This is a genomic window from Microcoleus sp. K5-D4 (genome assembly GCF_036704575.1).
In the GTDB taxonomy this organism is placed as follows: domain Bacteria; phylum Cyanobacteriota; class Cyanobacteriia; order Cyanobacteriales; family Microcoleaceae; genus Microcoleus.
Genome location: NZ_JAUBSD010000039.1, coordinates 12,441 through 29,842, shown reverse-complemented (window position 1 = coordinate 29,842; position 17,402 = coordinate 12,441). Strand labels below are relative to the sequence as shown.

Sequence of the window (17,402 nt, the reverse complement as noted above, 5' to 3'; positions counted from 1 at the left end):
ACCAGTAAGTAGTTAAACAAAATTAATTACATAAATAACTAATATGATATACTAAAATAGTAAGTTGTATTTAAATAGATTTAATATGTTTTTACTTCGAGATATTAATCCACTTTCCTTGAAATTGCTAAACCGAATTTATCGCGAAAGCAGACATCATCAAGTGCGCCAAAGATCGCATTTTTTAATCTTAGTTTCACAAGGTGTCAAAAATGAAAACTTGATGAAAATTTTTCAAGTTAGTTATAAGACTATGTATAACTGGTTGAATCGATGGGAATATGAGGGAATGCTCGGATTATACAATAAACCAGGTAGAGGCAGAAAAACAACTTTTGATTCCGCACAATCAGCTCAAATTAGAGACTGGGTAAAATTGGAGCCAAGACAATTAAAGCAAGTAGTGCAAAAAATCAAAAAAGAATGGGATATTAATATCAGTACGGAGACTATTAAGAGAATACTTAAAAAACTTTGTATGACTTGGCATAGGATGCGTCGAGGTGTTGGCGGCAAGCCAGACCCCATAGACTACAAGGAAAAAAAAGAAAAATTGTCAGAATTAAAACACCTAGAAGATGAGGAAAAAATTGATTTATACTATTTGGATGAATCCGGATTTTGTGGCATCCCTTGTGTCCCTTATGGATGGCAAGATATTGGCGAATATTTGTCAATTGATAGTCGTAGAACTAAGCGTTTAAATGTCTTGGGAATCATGAATCGGCAAAACACGCTTCATGCTTATGTTTCAGAGCAGACTATTAATTCTGATGTAATCATAGCCTGTATCGATACTTTCTTTGCTGTGGTGGAGCGGCCAACATTTATTGTGGTAGATCAAGCTTCTATTCATACTAGCAATGCCATTTTCGATAAACTTGAAGAATGGAAAGAACGCGGCTTAAGTATATTTGAATTGCCGACTTATTCACCGGAATTGAATTTAATAGAGATTTTGTGGCGGTTTATCAAATATAAATGGCTGGAAATAGATGCCTATTCTAGCTGGCAATCTCTTGTTTCATCTGTCGAAAAAATTCTTAAAGAATTTGGAGATAATTATGTAATTAATTTTGCTTAACTACTTATCACAACAAGCTCGTAGGCGAGCTCTTCTTAAAGCTTGGAAAGTGACAGTGAGGCAAGAGGCTGAAAAATACTGGTCTTCGGAGCAGAAAACAGCTACTGGCCTAGTGATGCTTCAGATAACTTATTTCTACGATTCTGTTAAAATCGATGTAGACAACATAGTAAAGCCAATTCAAGATGCAATTATCGGGCTAGCCTATGTCGATGACAATCAAGTAACTGATGTTCTAGTCCGCAAGAGGAATTTATCAACTAACTTTAAAGTAGAAAATATGACCTCGATTCTAGCGGAAGGATTTGCCCGTGGTAATGAATTCTTGCACATTGTCGTAATTGATGCTCCTGACAAAGAGGTACTGACATGATCGCAACCCCAACTGCAAACATAGAAAGAGAGCAACTGCTGAAACTAGCAGAGGAGTATCGTGAGAAAGGTTATGAAATTTCATTTCATCCAAACTCTGAAGATTTACCGGACTTCCTTAAAAGCTATCGCCCGGATCTGATAGTGCGCCGGGGCGAAGAATCGGTGGTTATTGCAGTCAAGTCACGCGCTTCACTCAAGTCACCCTCTACTACATATCTACGTAATTTAGCCCAAGCAGTAGCAGAAAATCCCGGCTGGAGGTTTGAGTTAGTGATGACTAACTCGGAGGATGCAGTCGATATTTCCAAAGCTGAGGATTCTTTTCAAGAGCATGAAATAGAGTTGGGTTTGCAAGTCGCCAAGCAACTTGTAACACAACATCTAGAGTCAGCAATGCTATATTCTTGGTCTTTAGTTGAGGCAACTTTGAGGATTGTTGCCCATAAAGAAGAGCTAAGTTTGCAAAGATTAGAACCGCTGTATTTAGTGAAAAAACTGACGGTTGAGGGCGTGATTTCTAAATCCGAATATCAGTTATTAATGAATGCGCTTTCTTTGCGTAACGCTATTGCTCATGGGTTTAAAACTACACAACTTACGCAAAATTCTGTGTGCGAACTGATTGAGGTGACAGAGAAAATATTGAAAGATAATACGGCGGTTTTATAAAGCAAAAAGGTTGGGTTTCCTTTCGTTAACCCAACCTATTAATAATGAAATCAAACTTCAGAGTTTAGCCTTGATTCACCACAGTCGGTTTTAAACTTTCCTGTGACTTCGATCGATCTAAACCATTTTGAACTTCCACAGATTCCTTAATCGGTTTCCGGGCTTCAATTAAACTCAAAGCTTTGTTGACACTTTCAGGTAAAATCACTACCAAACTGGCGGCCGGCGCCTCATCTAAAGCCTTGTTAACAGCCGTTGTTTCGTCGAGAATCAACTCGTATTCAACTTGAGATTTCTTTGCGGTTCCTGCAGAAATCGCCTCTGCAATCCCCTGGCAAATTAACTTGGCCACAGCACCGGGTTCTCGCCCGCGCCTGTCAATATCTTCCTTCACAATAATACGATCGAACATCTCGGCCGAAAGTTTGCCCAGCGTGACAAAATCTTCATCTCGCCGGTCTCCAGGGGCACCGACTACCCCGATCCGCAATCCCGGCCAATTCAGCACGAAACTGCCCAAAGCTTTGTAGCTGTGGGGGTTGTGGGCGTAGTCCAGCAAAGCGTGATAGTTGCCCAATTTAAACAAATTCATCCTTCCGGGAGTTTGACCGACGGATGCTTGGAAGCTTGACAAAGCCGATCGAATATCTTCTATTTTCAATCCTTGGGCAAAAGCCGCCAAACAAGCTGCTAAAGCATTAGCAATCATAAACGGCGCCCGCCCGCCCATCGTCAGCGGCACGTTCACAGCCTGTTCAATTCGCAGCGTCCAATCGCCTTTCAAGATTGACAAATACCCATTTTCGTAAATCGCTGCCAGCCCGCCCGCAGCGGTATGTTTGGCAACCAGTTCGTTGTCCGGGTTCATCGAAAAATATGCAATTTGAGCCTTGACACGCTGCGCCATTTGTGATACTAGCGGGTCATCTGCATTTAAAACTGCATAGCCTTTGGGCATTACCGACTCGACGAGAACGCTCTTGAGTTTGGCTAGTTGTTCCACGGTGTCGATGTCGCCAATTCCCAAGTGATCTGCCGCGACGTTCAAGACGACGCCAACATCGCACTGATCGAAGCCGAGGCCCGATCGCAAAATTCCGCCTCTAGCCGTTTCCAGCACCGCTACTTCCACCGTCGGGTCAGACAAAATCAACTGAGCACTCTGCGGCCCGGTATTGTCTCCGCTTTCGACCAAATAATCGCCGATGTAAGTGCCGTCGGTAGTCGTATAGCCAGTAATCTGACCGGTCTGCTTGACAATGTGGGCAAGCAGGCGAGTGGTTGTCGTTTTGCCGTTGGTTCCGGTTACCGCTAAAATCGGCACCCGGCTGGGTTGAGGCGAGGGGAAAAGCATATCGAAGACGGCGCCGGCGACGTTGCGGGGCAAACCCTGACTGGGGGCGACGTGCATTCTGAAACCCGGTGCTGCGTTGACTTCGACGATGACGCCGTTGACATCGCGCAGGGGTTGGGAAATGTCGGGAGTTACTACGTCAATGCCGGCGATGTCCAAACCGATAATTTTGGCGACTCTGGAAAACAGCCAGACGTTTTCTGGGTGGATTTCGTCGGTGCGATCGACTGCAATTCCACCGGTACTCAAGTTTGCTGTCGCGCGCAAAAATACTCTTTCGCCGGCGGGCACTACGGAGTCCATCGCGTATCCTTGTTTTTGCAGCAAATCCAGGGACAATTTGTCGATCGTGATCCGGGTGAGCACGTTGTCGTGTCCGTCTCCTCGCTGCGGGTCGCGGTTTACTTCTTCAATAAGCTGTTCTACTGTAAACTTGCCGTTACCCACGACGTTAGCGGGGACTCGTTCTGCAACTGCTATGACTTGCCCGTTGACTACCAATACTCTGTGGTCGCGGCCGACGTAATAGCGCTCGACTATCACGCTTTTTGTTTTTGATGCCGCGCTGGCTAAGTCGTAGGCTTCTTCTGCTGCTTCCCAGGAATTGATGTCGATCGTAATGCCGCGGCCGTGGTTGCCGTCTAGGGGTTTGAGGACGATCGGATAACCGCCGACATCTTCGATCGCCCCGCGCAGTTCATCCAAATAATGAATCACCGTCCCTCTGGGAACCGGTACACCGGCGCTGGCGAGGATATTTTTGGTACCTTCCTTGTCACAGGCAAGTTCTACTCCCAAAACTCCCGTGCGGTTGCTCAGAGTTGCCTGAATCCGCTTTTGGTGAACCCCGTAGCCGAGTTGAATCATAAACCGGGCGCTCAAAGGTATCCAAGGAATGCCGCGCGCTTCTGCTTCCTTAATCAGTGTTTCCGTGCTCGGCCCTAGGGCTGCCGACGCAGCAAACTCTCTCAGGTCTCTCAAATCTTGGACTAATTCTGCTGCTGGATAAGTGCCTGTCTCGGCAATGCTTTGGCACATCCGCACCCCCGCCCGGGCTGCATAGCGACCTGCTTGTTCGTGTTGATACTCGATTACTACTTGGTAAATGCCTGGGGTCGCAGTCTCGCGGGTGCGACCGAACCCGACCGGCATTCCTGCCATTTCCTGAAGTTCTAGGGCGACGTGTTCGATTACGTGTCCCATCATTGTCCCTTCTCTGACCCGTTGCAGGAATCCTCCCTGATGGCCTGGAGAACAGTGATGGTCGTTCAAACTCGGAAGAGCGGCGATCAACCCTTCGTAGAAGCCAGGAATTTCCGCTGTGGTTTTATCTGCCCACTCCTCTAAATCCAGACGCATCAGGACGAGTTTTTGGCGTCGGATGCTCCAGTAGTTGGGGCCGCGTAAGGTCTGGATTTTAAGTATTTTCATGGCAGTTAGAGGGGTATGGGGCGCGAAATCTTATAGATAATTGGAGCATTTATTCAATTTCGATCTAGATTGCTCGATCGACTGTTCGCTGCGAACAGTTTGGGAGTGAATTTCCAGTTATGGGCTACCCAATTGAAAATTCATGCCCGTACGATCGGCTAAAAACAAGTACAGGCCAATGGCTAGCCAAAACTCAAAGCCCGAAGCTAGAATTTTCTGTGGTTCGGCCTGGGGTCAGACCGTGGCTGCTTCGGAATCTATTCTATTTTTGTATCCATGATTCGGCCGGAATGTCGCCTAATTTCTGCCGAATCAATGACAAGAGATGTTCTACGTTAGTTGGCTGTGCGGCATTCGGGGGGCCAGCCAGACTCGGAACAGGCTCCTGATGGCATTGGTTTGCCGAGGGGCATATTGTAGCAATCTCCGTGACACAGAACGTGCAAGCGCATATTGAACAGACTTAAGGGTTCTGTCGCTCCTACCATAGACTCATTGGTATAAAAATTTTCCCTAGAATCAACAATAGTCACAGTGCCTTTACCAAGAATTTTCATAGTATCGTCTCCCTCAAACAAGGCGCAGGTGTCTTCGTCAATACCAATAGCGAGGCGATCAGGATGGCAAGCCACAGCCGACAGCAAGCGAGCCATGCGGTTGCGGTTGTGAAAATGCTGGTCTACGATGATCTCAGGAATAATGTTAAGTCCGTTTGCCATGTCTACTAAAGAGCGGTTTGGTGACGCGCCACTCCCACCGCCTGCAATCATGTGATATCCCATCACCGCAGCACCTGCGCTGGTGCCAGCGAGCGTAATCTTGCCTTCGAGAGTTTCTTTGCGAATCTTTTCCATCAGCGGGGTGTCCGCCAGCAGTCCACAGAGCCGCAGTTGGTCGCCGCCTGTTATGAATACGCCCGTACAGTCTTCTAAGTAATCTTTCCAGACGGGGTTTTCGCCTTGTTCGCGTTCGCGGATGTCCACTACTTTGACGGCGCTAACGCCCATTTCGTCAAATATTGTGCGGTAGCGGTTGCTAATTCCTTCGGGATCTCGCGAAGCGCACGGAACGATCGCCAGCCGAGCGTTTGCACCCCCAGCACGGCAAAAAAAGGTGTTCAGAATCTCTCGCCCGTGAACTTTGTCTTCGGCTCCCCCGATGACCATAATCGAGGTTTTTGTGCGCTGGGGAATATTGTGTTCAAGGGCTTGAGATGTCAACTGCTGCATGGTGTGTCTTCCTCTGTTGGATGTGAAATTCAATTTTGCCGTTGCTGTGGGTACAATAGGGCTTTTTAAGAATAAATTTTTGTTTGTGCCAGTGAGGTGCGATCGCCGATCGCACTATCCCGCAGTTGTTTGGGGCGAGTTTACTTGCAGTCGGTGTCATGAAAAACAGATTATTTTTGTACAAAATCGGCCCGCCGACACAGGAAGAGAATTTAACTTGCCAAAATTTTCAGAAATTATAAGAAATTATAAAGAATAAAGCAATTACTGAAAACTGAACTCCCTCTAAAGGTCAAACTAGAGGTGATGTATCAATGAAATTCCAATAATCGTGCGATTTGACGTTGTTACCCTATTTCCAGAATTTTTCCGGGCTCCCCTAGAGTCGGGACTGATGGGCAAAGCCTTAGCTAAAAAGATTGCTGAGGTGAATTTTGTCAATCCCCGCGATTTTACCACAGACAAACACCAGCGAGTCGATGATGAGCCTTACGGGGGCGGAGTGGGGATGCTGATGAAACCGGAACCGATTTTTGCTGCGGTGGAGTCGCTGCCGGTTTTGCCGCGGCGCGAGGTGATTTTGCTGACTCCCCAGGGGGAACCGATGCAGCAGGCGATGTTTCGGGAGTTGGCGGCCGATCGCGATCAGTTGGTGTTGATTTGCGGTCATTATGAAGGTGTGGACGATCGAGTTCTGCATTTGGTCACTCGCGAGGTGTCTTTGGGGGATTTTGTGCTCACGGGGGGCGAAATTCCGGCTTTGGCTTTGATTAATGGGGTTTTGCGATTGCTGCGAGGAACTGTGGCGAAGGAAGATTCCCTAAAGTTTGAGAGTTTTGAGGACGGACTTTTGGATTATCCGCAGTACACTCGACCGGCGGATTTTCGGGGATTGAAGGTGCCCGACGTGTTGCTGTCTGGTAATCACGCAGAAATTGCTCGCTGGCGCAAGCAACAGCAAATTGAAAGAACTCGATCGCGCCGGCTGGATTTGTACGATCGGTGGTTGGAGGAAAGGGGAGAATAGGAGAAGGGAGAAAGAAGAAGTTATCCCATATGATTTAGGGGGCAAACTCAGAACCCAATTTGAGCGACAACGCCGATTGTTGTAACACTTCTGCTGATTGAAGCTTTCAAACCTTCAGCAGCTAAAAGCTGTTTTAGTCGATATGTCTCAGATTGAGTTCCGATCAAAACAGAACCAGGCATCTTCTTTTTTAGCTTCATAGCTTCAGCTAAGAACAACGACATAGCCTCACGCATAATTTTTGTTACAACTGTTGCACCTGGTTCTTTTTCCCATACAATCAAGTTCCCAGTCGTTGCTTTTGCTAAAATCTCTTCTCTCATTTCGTTAGGCATAGCATCATTATTCTCTAACTCGATTGCCTGCTCACAATGAGAGCAGCTATAAGATAGATACCAGACAACTTTTTTTGTCAAAAACTGATTGACCAACCAACATCAGTACGTCTTGGTCACAATTCCCACAGAGTCCGTAAATCAAGACCATACTTTTTCACCTATCTCCCCGCAAATATGAAATAATTGTCTTTTGGTATACTTCCAAAACCTAAATTTTACATGAACATCCGCATCGGCAACGGCTACGACATTCACTGCTTAGTTCCCGAACGCCCCCTCATCCTCGGCGGCGTGCACATTCCCCACGAATTAGGCTTATTAGGACACAGCGACGCCGACGTACTTACCCACGCTATCATGGATGCGATGCTCGGAGCTCTCAGCTTAGGAGATATCGGTCTTTATTTCCCGCCAACTGACCCGAAATGGAAAGGTGCTGATAGTCTCGTATTGCTGGCACAAGTGAATCAGTTAATATTAGATAAAGGCTGGGAAATCGGCAATATTGATTCGGTGGTGGTGGCAGAACGTCCAAAGCTGAAACCGCATATTGAGCAAATGCGGTTTCAGCTTTCTACTGTCCTACAATTAAAACCCGACCAAATCGGCATCAAAGCTACTACCAACGAAAAGTTAGGCCCCGTGGGGAGAGAAGAAGGAATTGCAGCCTACGCTGTAGTTTTGCTGGGCAAAAAATAGAACTCTACAATTCTTTAATCCAAAATCGCTAGGAAGCCTGAAATCATGGACACTGACACCTGGGAATTACAATTTCCTGTAGACGCGGATGTCATCGCGTTGGATAAGGACGATCGCATAGTCGTGCTAATTGAGGTTAAAATTATTCAAGCTCAAGAAGCAGACGCAAAACAGAAAATTGTCGATCGCGCGCTCGATTTGCTGAAAGCTACGTTAGCTAAGCTGTCTGAAAAAAACGCGATCGTTCCCTATGCTATGTTTATTGACGCGGAACAAATTCTGATTTTTAAATGGGATGGTGTGAATTTATCGGAGGCTGTTTGCACTCTCAATACTGGTGAAATATGTCGCTATTATATGCCGAGTTTTGGCAGTAAATGGATCTCTGAAAGTACCAATGAGGGGGTGATTCAGTCGTGGCTGCATGACTTAGATTATAACTGGAAATCCCAAATTCCGCCAGCATCAGAGGAGATAGCAGCCATCGGTTTGCTCCCGTTACTCGCAGGTGGTACAACAAAATCAGGAGTTGAATTAGGTGGCAATTATATATATCGAGACAACCTTTCTGATGAGTATTACTACAGGGCGTGAGGCTGAAGCAATTATGTTGCTCAGAGATTTGTCCTCATCTGTTCAGTTGGTCATACCCACCATTTGTTACATGGAGGCTTTGTCAGCTTTCGAGGACGAGTTGAAGCGACGAAAATATTTTAAGGAACAGCTAAACCGCCAAATTAGCGAAACAAAGCGAGATGTAACATCTGAACAGGCTGCATCTCTATTTTTTCACTTAGAAGAGTCATTACTCTACTATGTAGAACGAATAGATGAAATGAAATTTCGCTGGCGTGAAGCGATAAGTAGGATGTCTAGAAATGCAGAAATGATTGCATTAAATCCAGAAATTGTCGAAGCAAGCTTAAACGAAACTTTGATCGAAAAAGACCCAACAGACAATTTGATTCTACACTGTATCCTCAGTCATGCACGCTCGCATTCTACAGAAACAAAAGTATTTCTCAGCGGTAACGTCAAAGAATTTGGTCTACCGGAAGTTCAAGATGTTTTGCGAGAAGCCCGGATTACAAAGTATTTCTCTGTCACTAAAAACTTTCTAGGTTGGCTACAATCTCAGTCATAATTGCACGCAGGTGGTACAGTAAATTATTATGAAAAATTTCCCTATTTTACATTCAAAGCGCCGCTGGCTGGCTGTTCTCCTGGCTGCAATTGCAGCGATCGCTCTCTCAGCTTGTAGTCCCGTGCGATCAACTAACTTAGTAGACAGACTCATCGTTCCTACCCCCAGCGGCCCGGGTACCTTTAACTACCCGCTAAACCAATCTGCATACAGCGTTTTTGGCTATATGTACGAGGGATTGATTAACGAAAACGGCTTGACCTCGGAGTTAGAACCCGGTTTAGCCGAGTCCTGGGAAGTTTCTAAAGATGGCAAAAAGATTGTCTTCACCCTGCGAGAGGGTTTGAAATGGTCGGACGGCGAACAGATGACTACTGATGACATTATCTTCAGCTATGAAAAGATTTATTTCAATGATAAAATTCCTAGCGGTTTGAAAGATAATCTGAGGGTTGGGATGAGTCGCCAATTCCCAAAAGTAAAAAAAATAGACAGCCGCCGCGTTGAATTTTCCGTTGCAGAACCCTTTGCTCCATTTATTAGATATGCTGGGGGAATCCCAATTTTACCAGCTCATATTTTACAGGAAGCTGTCGAAAATACAGATGCCGATGGTCAGCCTAAATTCCTGACTACTTGGGGGACGGATACTGACCCTAAAAAAATTGTGGGGAATGGTCAATATCGAATGCTGAGCTACACTCCCAATCAGCGCGTGGTTTTGGAAAGAAATCCGTATTTTTGGCGCAAAGATGCTGAGGGAAATGTCCAGCCTTACATCCAGCAAATTGTTTGGCAAATTATCGAAAATACTGACAATCAACTGCTGAATTTTCGATCGGGCGATTTGGATACTCTGAACGTGGAACCGGAAGTGTTTCCCCTGCTGAAACGGGAGGAAAAACGCGGCAAATATACGGTCTTCAACGGCGGCCCGGATACTGGCAGCGTCTTTGTGTGTTTCAATCTGAATAAGGGGCGCAATGCTCAAAATCAGCCGTTTGTAGACCCAATTAAGTCTCGGTGGTTCGCGAGTAAGGAATTTCGGCAGGCGATCGCCTATGGCATCAACCGCGAGGCGATGACTAACAATATCTATCGCGGACTTGGCGCGCCACTGCATTCCCCAATTCCGGCGCAAAGCCCGTTCTACCTGTCCCCAGAACAGGGATTGAAAACTTACAGTTACGATCGACAAAAAGCCAAAGAGTTACTGTTAAGTGCTGGTTTCAAGTATAATAGTAACAACGAATTGTTGGATGCTGAAGGCAACAAGGTACGATTTACTTTGTTGATGGCGGCCGGTAAAAAAGTTCGGGAACAAATGGGAACGCAAATTAAGCAAGATTTAGGCAAACTGGGGATGCAAATTGATACGCAGTTTCTCAGTTTTAACACTTATGTGGAAAAACTGCGATTGACGCGGAATTGGGATACTTACCTCGGTGGTTTTACGGGAGGTACTGAACCGCACAGCGGCTACAATATTTGGTCAGTCAATGGCACTTTGCACAGTTTCAACCAGGGCCCGCAATCCGGAGAACCCCCGATTAAAGGTTGGGAAGTGTACGACTGGGAGCAGAAAATCGATGACCTTTATGTGAAGGCTTCTCAGGAGCTTGATGAGGCGAAACGCAAGGAGCTTTATGGAGAAACGCAGCGGATTATAGCGGAACAAGTTCCTTTTGTTTATATGGTAAATCCGCTGACTTTTGAGGCGGTGCGCGATCGCGTTTCGGGAATTCGCTACAGTGCTCTGGGCGGTGCTTTTTGGAATTTGTACGAGTTGCAAATAACAGAATAGTCAGCAGTTATTAGTCATTAGTCAGTCATTAATTAATGGAACCTAAAATTTTACAGAAGTTACTCGAATCTGTGGCTGCCGGCGATATTAGCCCCATCGCAGCTTTGGATAAATTAAAGCATTTTGACTTTGAACAAGTCGGCGATTTTGCCAAAATTGACCACCACCGTACTTTAAGAACGGGTTTTCCTGAAGTAATTTGGGGCCCGGGGAAAACGCCCGACCAAATTGTTGAGATTATCGAGGCGATGCGCGGGCGAAATTCTGCGGTGATGGCGACGCGAATCGAACCGGAAGTTTTCGAGCAATTGCAACAAAAAATACCCGATTTGTGCTACTACCAAAAGGCTCGAATTTGTGCAATTTCTCCTAATTCCCCAACTCCGCAGCATCCGGGTACTGTGACTATTATCAGTGCGGGAACGGCGGATTTGCCTGTAGCGGAAGAGGCGGCAATTACTGCGGAACTTTGCGGTTTTCAGGTGCGACGTTTGTGGGATGTCGGAGTTGCCGGCATTCACCGTTTGCTGAGCAACCGGCACGTCATTGCCGGTGCTGATGTGTTGATTGCGGTTGCGGGCATGGAAGGTGCTTTGGCGAGTGTGGTTGCGGGTTTGGCAGATTGTCCGGTGATTGCTGTGCCGACGAGTGTAGGTTACGGCGCGAGTTTTGGCGGGATTGCTCCTCTTTTAACTATGCTCAATTCTTGTGCCGCTGGTGTGGGTGTGGTGAATATTGATAATGGATTTGGGGCTGCGATTTTGGCTTGTCAAATTCTCAGAAGTGCTGACCGAGTGGGAAGAAGAGGAGAGGGGGTGAATGGGAGAGAGGGGGAATAGTTAGAAACCCCCTCGATTAGATCAGACTAAGGCTAACTGTCACAGGACGATCAATTTTTAGGGTGCATCTTGCACCATTCTCAAGAACAGGCAAGATGCGTGTTCCACAAAGAGTGAGTTTTCTTGTGGGGTGGGCATCCTGCCCGCCCGTAAAAAACCTAATTGAAAATGGTGCCACATCTCAGGTGCCTCAGACTTCGTTATTGAAAGATTATTGAAGATTACCGGTAGTAGAGCACCTTACCATATATGCCAGTTGCGCCCAGGACGGCCAGACTCGGCGGTTGAAACTGCGTCTACACTTGCTTCTCGTCCCAGCATAGGAGGACTAAAGAATACAGGAGGTATTATTGCCGGATTTGATATTACTTGCTGCCCAGCCAAATCGGATAAGCAGAAGAATCCTCAGCTTTCAACTTTTGGGCCTGATAACTCTTGCTAGTCCAACTAGCAACTGTTTGCAGGCTTTCTGTTAAACAACTTTCGCTGCCAAACGCTTCAAATCCCAAAGTCCACCACGCGCTGCCGTTAATGTTCAACTGAGTAAGTTCTACGCTGCAACCTTGGGGAATTGGGGCTTCGACAGGCACAGATATCAGGACACCAGGGGCCGAAACTTGATAAAGACGTTGCGCTCGCTTTTTCTTGACTCCCACCCACTTTCCTGTCGCCACAATATCCGCCGGTATCGGCGCCATGGTGTCCGCACAAACCCACTTCAGCCACTTTTCGGCTTTGCCTTCCCAGCGATTGGCGAACTGCATCGTCCCTAACTCTGCCTGACGCCACTTTACCTCCAAGGTTTTCCCACGCAGCTTCACTCCCAAGTAGTCGCAGTTAGGTACTAGCAAATATATGTCTTCCCGTTCTTCAGGAGGCGAAAGATACGCGCCGAGACTCTCGCTTCCAAACCATTGATTGAGCGATTTTGGCAGTGCACCGCTATAAAACCACCGCATTTCCAGACTGGCCCGCATAAATTTTTCCTCCGTTCCACAATTTTCGTCAAACCCAGACTGGATTTGCCATACACCATCGACTTTTGTGCCTCTCCACTCTATCCTCCCCCCTCCGGGGCCCAGAGTCTACCCACAGTCATACCATTGTTAGATTTTAGATTTTAGATTTTAGACTTGGGAAAGACTGACTATATAAGGGTTTAGAGCTTGCCTACAGTTGCATTTTTTTTAAAACTGGTGTCAGAGCGAGGTCTTTTAAAAAAATTTCTCACAATCCTTTACATATCTTCACAAGTCTGTTACATTTATTTACAGTACACTAAAAACCATTTAGGAAAAAAAAGATGACTAACCGAGGCTTAATGCTGGACGACCAAGGCAAAATGAACAATTTTGCGATCGAGCCGACAGTATACATCGATGACGAACCCCGCACCGGCTTTACCCCCTACGCAGAACGCTTAAACGGCCGCCTTGCCATGATTGGCTTTGTTTCTCTCTTGGCTTTAGAAGTTTCGACCAAGCACGGGCTGATTAGCTGGCTGACTCACCTGTAATGATTTTGTTAACAATTAAACTATATGGCTATGGATGGCTGGCGTTACACAAACAGCGATCCATAGCTTAACTATTTTTAGGGGCAAGGTTTGGTGAGACAATTAAAATTAAATATTTTTGTTTTACCCTACCCGTAAAAAGAATGCTCAAACGAATTGCGGCAATACTTCTGGTGGTTCTAAGCCTCACATTAACCGGTTGTGTGTCTAAAGTCACCGGACTCAAAAGCTACGTTGATACTGGCGACGGCTATCAATTTCTCTATCCTAACGGCTGGCTGCCGATCGCGGTTTCTAACGGGCCCGATGTGGTGTTCCGCGATTTGATTCAGCAAACCGAGAACGTCAGCGTGGTAATCAGTCCAGTCGCGAAGGACAAAACTCTGGCGGATTTGGGAACGCCGACGGATGTGGGATACAAGCTCAGCAAAAGTGCGATCGCCCCGGCTGATTCGGGCCGCGAAGCTGAATTAGTCAATGCAGAAGCTCGTGAATCGCGATCGAAAAACTATTACATTTTAGAATACGCCGTTAAGTTGCCAAACCAAGAACGCCACAACTTAGCGAGTGTAGCCGTCAGCCGTGGCAAACTTTTTACGCTTAACGTTTCCACTACCGAAGAACGCTGGCCCAAGGTAAAAGAAGCTTTTGAGAAAGTTGTTAAATCTTTCTCTGTTTATTAGGGAATTGGGAATTGGGAATTGGGCATGGTGCATGGGGGATTGTTGACAGTTGACTGTTGACTGTTCGCTGTTGACTGTTGACTCTTCGCTGGAAACCTCACCACAGTTGACTGACAACTGACAACTGTCAACTGTCAACTGTCAACTGTCAACTGTCAACTGAACTTCTTAACTTATGAAAATTCCAACTTTTGTATTAGCTTCAGCTTCTCCAGCGCGCCGCCGCCTGCTAGAAAATGCCGGCATTCAAGCTGTGATTTGCCCCAGCGACTTTGATGAAGGGCAAATACAAATGAAAGATGCCACTAATTTAGTGCAGGTTTTAGCAGAGGGAAAAGCTGAGGCTGTAGCTAAGTTTTTACTGGCTAATTCTCACCCGCAAATCTCCAATCCCAAATCGTGTTTGGTGTTGGGATGTGATTCAATTTTGCTCATAGATGGCGAAATTCACGGCAAACCCAAGGATGCGGAAGAAGCAATCTCGCGCTGGCAGAAAATGCGCGGTAAGGTGGGCGAACTCTATACGGGTCATGCTTTAATTGATACTAGATTCGATGACTTTGATCAGGCTAGGTCGCGATCGGTCATTCGCTGCCAAGTTACAAAAGTTTATTTTGCGGAAGTTACCTCGCGCCAAATAGCGGCTTACGTCGCTACCGGAGAGCCCCTCGCCTGTGCAGGCTGTTTTGCACTGGAAGGTAAAGGCGGCTTTTTTGTGGAACAAATCGAAGGATGTCACACAAATGTGATTGGTTTGAGCTTACCTCTGCTGCGACAAATGCTCACCGAAATGGGATATGATGTGGCGGATTTTTGGTCTTGAAATGCAGAATTTGGAAACGAATGAAATGGTTTGTAGTCAGGACTTTAGATTTTCTCTCAGGACTTTAGTCCTTACTACAAACCTACGATGATTATCCAAGGGCGATCGTCCCATCGGATACAGATATAAACTGAAGTTGAGTCGGCGACACATCTTTCACCAAACCCAGAATATTTCCGGTGCTAGCTTCTCGAATCACCGTCGCCTTAGTATTCAGCACTCTAAAATCCAGAGTTCGATCCTGTCCCGGAGGCAAAGGGCCACTGCTATCGAAATCTCTAGCATCAGCAACCTTCAACAACCTTTCGCTCAAAACAATATCATTTAGCGTCAATCCAGACGCCAATCCCATTACATCACCTTCAGCCGTATTGTAGTCTAGAATAAAATCTGCCGGCACTCTATCTAGATTAAAATCCGGCTCTATCGAACCAATTTCCCCCGAAGTTGCTCCCACTTCTCTGCGGAGGACAAATAAATCTGCACCTTCACTTCCCCAAAGTTTGTCAATTCCCGCATCACCAATCAGAGTATCGTTGCCGCTGTTTCCTACTAAATTGTCATTTCCTTGACCGCCTCTAACAAAGTCATTTGCCGTTCCTCCGTAGGCGTAGTCATTGCCTTGATTGCCGCTGAGAATGTCGCTGCCGCATTCTCCGTAAAGTTTGTCAAAATCTTGACCGCCACGAATAGTATCGCTGCCACAACCTCCGATTAAAGTATCTTTGCCCCTGTTACCGTTCATCAGTTCCGCACCACCTGAACCTCTGACAAAATCGTTACCAACTAAGGCGCGCAAACCTCCGGGGGTATTGCGGAGAATTCCATTTGCTAATTGAAATGCGTCGTTATTGGGAGTTAAGTCAAAAAAGTTGGGGTCGCTGCCTGGGTTGGGCAATGGCCCTGTGAGTAATGTGATGTTTGGGGGATCAGCAATAATAGGGTCTGAATTTTCAGCTAATGCTCTAATTTCTCCGATATTTGTTTCTAACATCCTAATTTTCTCCTGCTTTGATTGACGTTGTTGAGATTCTGATTTTAACAAAGGTTCCAATTAAGATATATGCGGTAATCATGGGTTAAAACAATCAAACTGGGATATGATCTGGCGGATTTTTGGGAATCTTAAATATTGTTTAATTTATGTCAGGAATCGGGAGGCAGAGCCTCGCTGATATGTCTTCCCAGGCTGAGCCTGGGAACGAGGATTGAGAGCCTTGTTGTTGTCGGATGGGCGTTTCGTTCCGCCCCTCCGTGCTATACAGATTAGCCTTGCCCACCAGTTGGTAATTATCCTAGAGCGCCCCCTCCGATACAGATATAAACTGAAGTTGATCCGGCGAAACATCCTTCACCAAACCCAAGATATTGCCGGTGCTAGCTTCTCTAATCACCGTCGCCTTAGTATTCAACAGTCTAAACTCCAGAGTTTGAGGGGTTCCCGGAGGATAAGGCCCGCTACTGTCGTAAGCTCTGGCATCACCAATTGTTAAAAACCTTTCGCTCAAAGCAATATCATTTCCCGTCAATCCTCCCGCCAATCCAATTACATCACCTTCAGCCGGATTGTAATCGAGAATAAAATCTGCGGGCACTTCCTCTACATCAAAATTTCCACTAGGAGGCGGTTGAAGCGAACCAATTTCCCCCGAAGTTGCTCCCACTTCTGTGCGGAGGACAAACATATCTGCGCCTTCACTTCCCCAAAGTCTATCAATTCCAGCATCACCGATTAGAGTATCATTTCCACTCTCTCCTACTAAAGCATCATTCCCTTTACCGCCGCGAATAAAGTCATTGGCTGTGCCTCCATAAACGTAGTCATCACCTTGATCTCCGCTGACAAAATCGCTGCCACATTCTCCATAAACAATGTCAAAATCTTGGCCGCCGCGAATAGTATCGCTGCCACAACCTCCGATTAAAGTATCTGTGCCACTGTTACCGTTCATCAGTTCCGCACCACCGGAACCTCTGACAAAATCGTTGCCAGCTAAGGCCCGCAAACCTCCGGGAGTATTCCGCAGAATTCCATTTGCTAATTGAAATACGTCGTCAGTGGGAGTTAAGTCAAAAAAGTTGGGGTCGCTGGCTGGATTTGGCAATGGCCCTGTGAGTAATTTGGTGTTTGGGGGATCAGCAATAATTGGGTCTGAATTTTCAGCTAATGCTCTAATTTCTCCGAGATTTGTTTCTAACATCCTAATTTTCTCCTTTTTTGATTGACTTTGTTGATATTCTGATTTTAACAAAGGTTCCAATTAAGAAATATGCGGGAATCAGGGGTTAAAACAATCCAATTATTGTCAAAGTTGCCGGAGGTCTTTATTCAACAAGCCTAGGTTATTGACACCAATCTGCGCGTCCAAATCCGCAAATATTTTGAA

The 17,402-nt window shown here is 46.1% G+C and carries 19 protein-coding genes; 12 read left to right on the top strand and 7 right to left on the bottom strand.

The genetic code is table 11. The features are described from left to right. The first annotated feature begins 85 nt into the window (after positions 1–85). From QUA77_RS14245 to QUA77_RS14235, 3 genes are read left to right on the top strand one after another with little or no spacing between them, the layout of a single operon-like run. Complete coding sequence (locus tag QUA77_RS14245) at positions 86–1,084, top strand: IS630 family transposase (RefSeq protein ID WP_333450712.1); 999 nt, start codon at positions 86–88, stop codon at positions 1,082–1,084. Beyond that, on the top strand, positions 1,077–1,457 hold the full coding sequence (locus QUA77_RS14240) for a RusA family crossover junction endodeoxyribonuclease (protein WP_333450710.1): 381 nt from the start codon (positions 1,077–1,079) through the stop codon (positions 1,455–1,457). The genes QUA77_RS14245 and QUA77_RS14240 overlap by 8 nt, the downstream gene beginning before the upstream one ends. Continuing rightward, positions 1,454–2,128, top strand: a complete 675-nt coding sequence (locus QUA77_RS14235) for a hypothetical protein (RefSeq protein ID WP_333450708.1) — start codon at positions 1,454–1,456, stop codon at positions 2,126–2,128. The genes QUA77_RS14240 and QUA77_RS14235 overlap by 4 nt, the downstream gene beginning before the upstream one ends. 64 nt (positions 2,129–2,192) lie before the next feature. Here QUA77_RS14235 and cphA read toward each other — a convergent pair whose 3' ends face one another. The 3 genes from cphA to QUA77_RS14220 form a co-directional block, all read right to left on the bottom strand. Further along, entirely contained in the window at positions 2,193–4,913 is a 2,721-nt protein-coding gene (cphA, locus tag QUA77_RS14230) for a cyanophycin synthetase (protein ID WP_333450706.1), read from the bottom strand. A 335-nt stretch (positions 4,914–5,248) separates the two neighbouring features. Further along, positions 5,249–6,142: a cyanophycinase gene (locus tag QUA77_RS14225; protein ID WP_333041076.1), complete on the bottom strand. Its 894-nt coding sequence runs from the start codon at positions 6,140–6,142 to the stop codon at positions 5,249–5,251. Next, on the bottom strand, positions 6,114–6,302 hold the full coding sequence (locus tag QUA77_RS14220) for a hypothetical protein (protein ID WP_333450704.1): 189 nt from the start codon (positions 6,300–6,302) through the stop codon (positions 6,114–6,116). Before QUA77_RS14220 ends, QUA77_RS14225 begins: the two co-directional genes overlap by 29 nt. 171 nt (positions 6,303–6,473) lie before the next feature. On the opposite strand from QUA77_RS14220, the gene trmD reads away from it, so the two are divergent. Next, positions 6,474–7,169 carry a tRNA (guanosine(37)-N1)-methyltransferase TrmD gene (gene trmD, locus QUA77_RS14215; protein ID WP_333450701.1) on the top strand — a complete coding sequence of 232 codons (696 nt, stop codon included), beginning with the start codon at positions 6,474–6,476 and terminating at the stop codon, positions 7,167–7,169. A 47-nt stretch (positions 7,170–7,216) separates the two neighbouring features. Here trmD and QUA77_RS14210 read toward each other — a convergent pair whose 3' ends face one another. Next, positions 7,217–7,504, bottom strand: coding sequence for a hypothetical protein (locus QUA77_RS14210; RefSeq protein WP_333450699.1), 288 nt, complete (start codon positions 7,502–7,504; stop codon positions 7,217–7,219). A 222-nt stretch (positions 7,505–7,726) separates the two neighbouring features. Between QUA77_RS14210 and ispF the strand changes: the two genes are divergently transcribed. From ispF to larB, 5 genes are read left to right on the top strand one after another with little or no spacing between them, the layout of a single operon-like run. Then, positions 7,727–8,206 carry a 2-C-methyl-D-erythritol 2,4-cyclodiphosphate synthase gene (gene ispF / locus QUA77_RS14205; protein ID WP_333450697.1) on the top strand — a complete coding sequence of 160 codons (480 nt, stop codon included), beginning with the start codon at positions 7,727–7,729 and terminating at the stop codon, positions 8,204–8,206. A gap of 45 nt (positions 8,207–8,251) precedes the next feature. Then, positions 8,252–8,800: a hypothetical protein gene (locus QUA77_RS14200; RefSeq protein WP_333450695.1), complete on the top strand. Its 549-nt coding sequence runs from the start codon at positions 8,252–8,254 to the stop codon at positions 8,798–8,800. Further along, positions 8,778–9,350 carry a PIN domain-containing protein gene (locus QUA77_RS14195; protein ID WP_333450693.1) on the top strand — a complete coding sequence of 191 codons (573 nt, stop codon included), beginning with the start codon at positions 8,778–8,780 and terminating at the stop codon, positions 9,348–9,350. Before QUA77_RS14200 ends, QUA77_RS14195 begins: the two co-directional genes overlap by 23 nt. A gap of 28 nt (positions 9,351–9,378) precedes the next feature. Next, entirely contained in the window at positions 9,379–11,154 is a 1,776-nt protein-coding gene (locus QUA77_RS14190; protein WP_333450691.1) for an ABC transporter substrate-binding protein, read from the top strand. Between the two features lie 35 nt (positions 11,155–11,189). Next, the gene (gene larB, locus QUA77_RS14185) at positions 11,190–11,993 is read left to right on the top strand and encodes a nickel pincer cofactor biosynthesis protein LarB (protein WP_333450689.1); all 804 of its coding nucleotides are present in this window, start codon (positions 11,190–11,192) and stop codon (positions 11,991–11,993) included. A gap of 365 nt (positions 11,994–12,358) precedes the next feature. Here the strand turns inward: larB and QUA77_RS14180 are convergent, their stop codons facing one another. After that, positions 12,359–12,970 (bottom strand): hypothetical protein, encoded by a 612-nt coding sequence (locus QUA77_RS14180; protein ID WP_333041085.1) that lies wholly within the window; start codon positions 12,968–12,970, stop codon positions 12,359–12,361. Between the two features lie 326 nt (positions 12,971–13,296). Here QUA77_RS14180 and QUA77_RS14175 point away from each other — a divergent pair, with 326 nt between their 5' ends. The 3 genes from QUA77_RS14175 (at position 13,297) to QUA77_RS14165 (ending at position 15,015) form a co-directional block, all read left to right on the top strand. Continuing rightward, positions 13,297–13,509: a chlorophyll a/b-binding protein gene (locus QUA77_RS14175; protein ID WP_193973911.1), complete on the top strand. Its 213-nt coding sequence runs from the start codon at positions 13,297–13,299 to the stop codon at positions 13,507–13,509. Between the two features lie 143 nt (positions 13,510–13,652). Next, positions 13,653–14,192 carry a photosystem II reaction center PsbP gene (gene psbP / locus QUA77_RS14170; protein WP_333041087.1) on the top strand — a complete coding sequence of 180 codons (540 nt, stop codon included), beginning with the start codon at positions 13,653–13,655 and terminating at the stop codon, positions 14,190–14,192. 175 nt (positions 14,193–14,367) lie between these two features. Then, on the top strand, positions 14,368–15,015 hold the full coding sequence (locus QUA77_RS14165; protein ID WP_333450687.1) for a nucleoside triphosphate pyrophosphatase: 648 nt from the start codon (positions 14,368–14,370) through the stop codon (positions 15,013–15,015). 91 nt (positions 15,016–15,106) lie between these two features. Here the strand turns inward: QUA77_RS14165 and QUA77_RS14160 are convergent, their stop codons facing one another. Together QUA77_RS14160 and QUA77_RS14155 are read right to left on the bottom strand one after the other, a co-directional pair. Further along, positions 15,107–16,009, bottom strand: coding sequence for a calcium-binding protein (locus QUA77_RS14160; RefSeq protein ID WP_333450685.1), 903 nt, complete (start codon positions 16,007–16,009; stop codon positions 15,107–15,109). A gap of 301 nt (positions 16,010–16,310) precedes the next feature. Next, positions 16,311–17,216 (bottom strand): calcium-binding protein, encoded by a 906-nt coding sequence (locus tag QUA77_RS14155; protein ID WP_333450682.1) that lies wholly within the window; start codon positions 17,214–17,216, stop codon positions 16,311–16,313. Positions 17,217–17,402 lie beyond the last annotated feature (186 nt).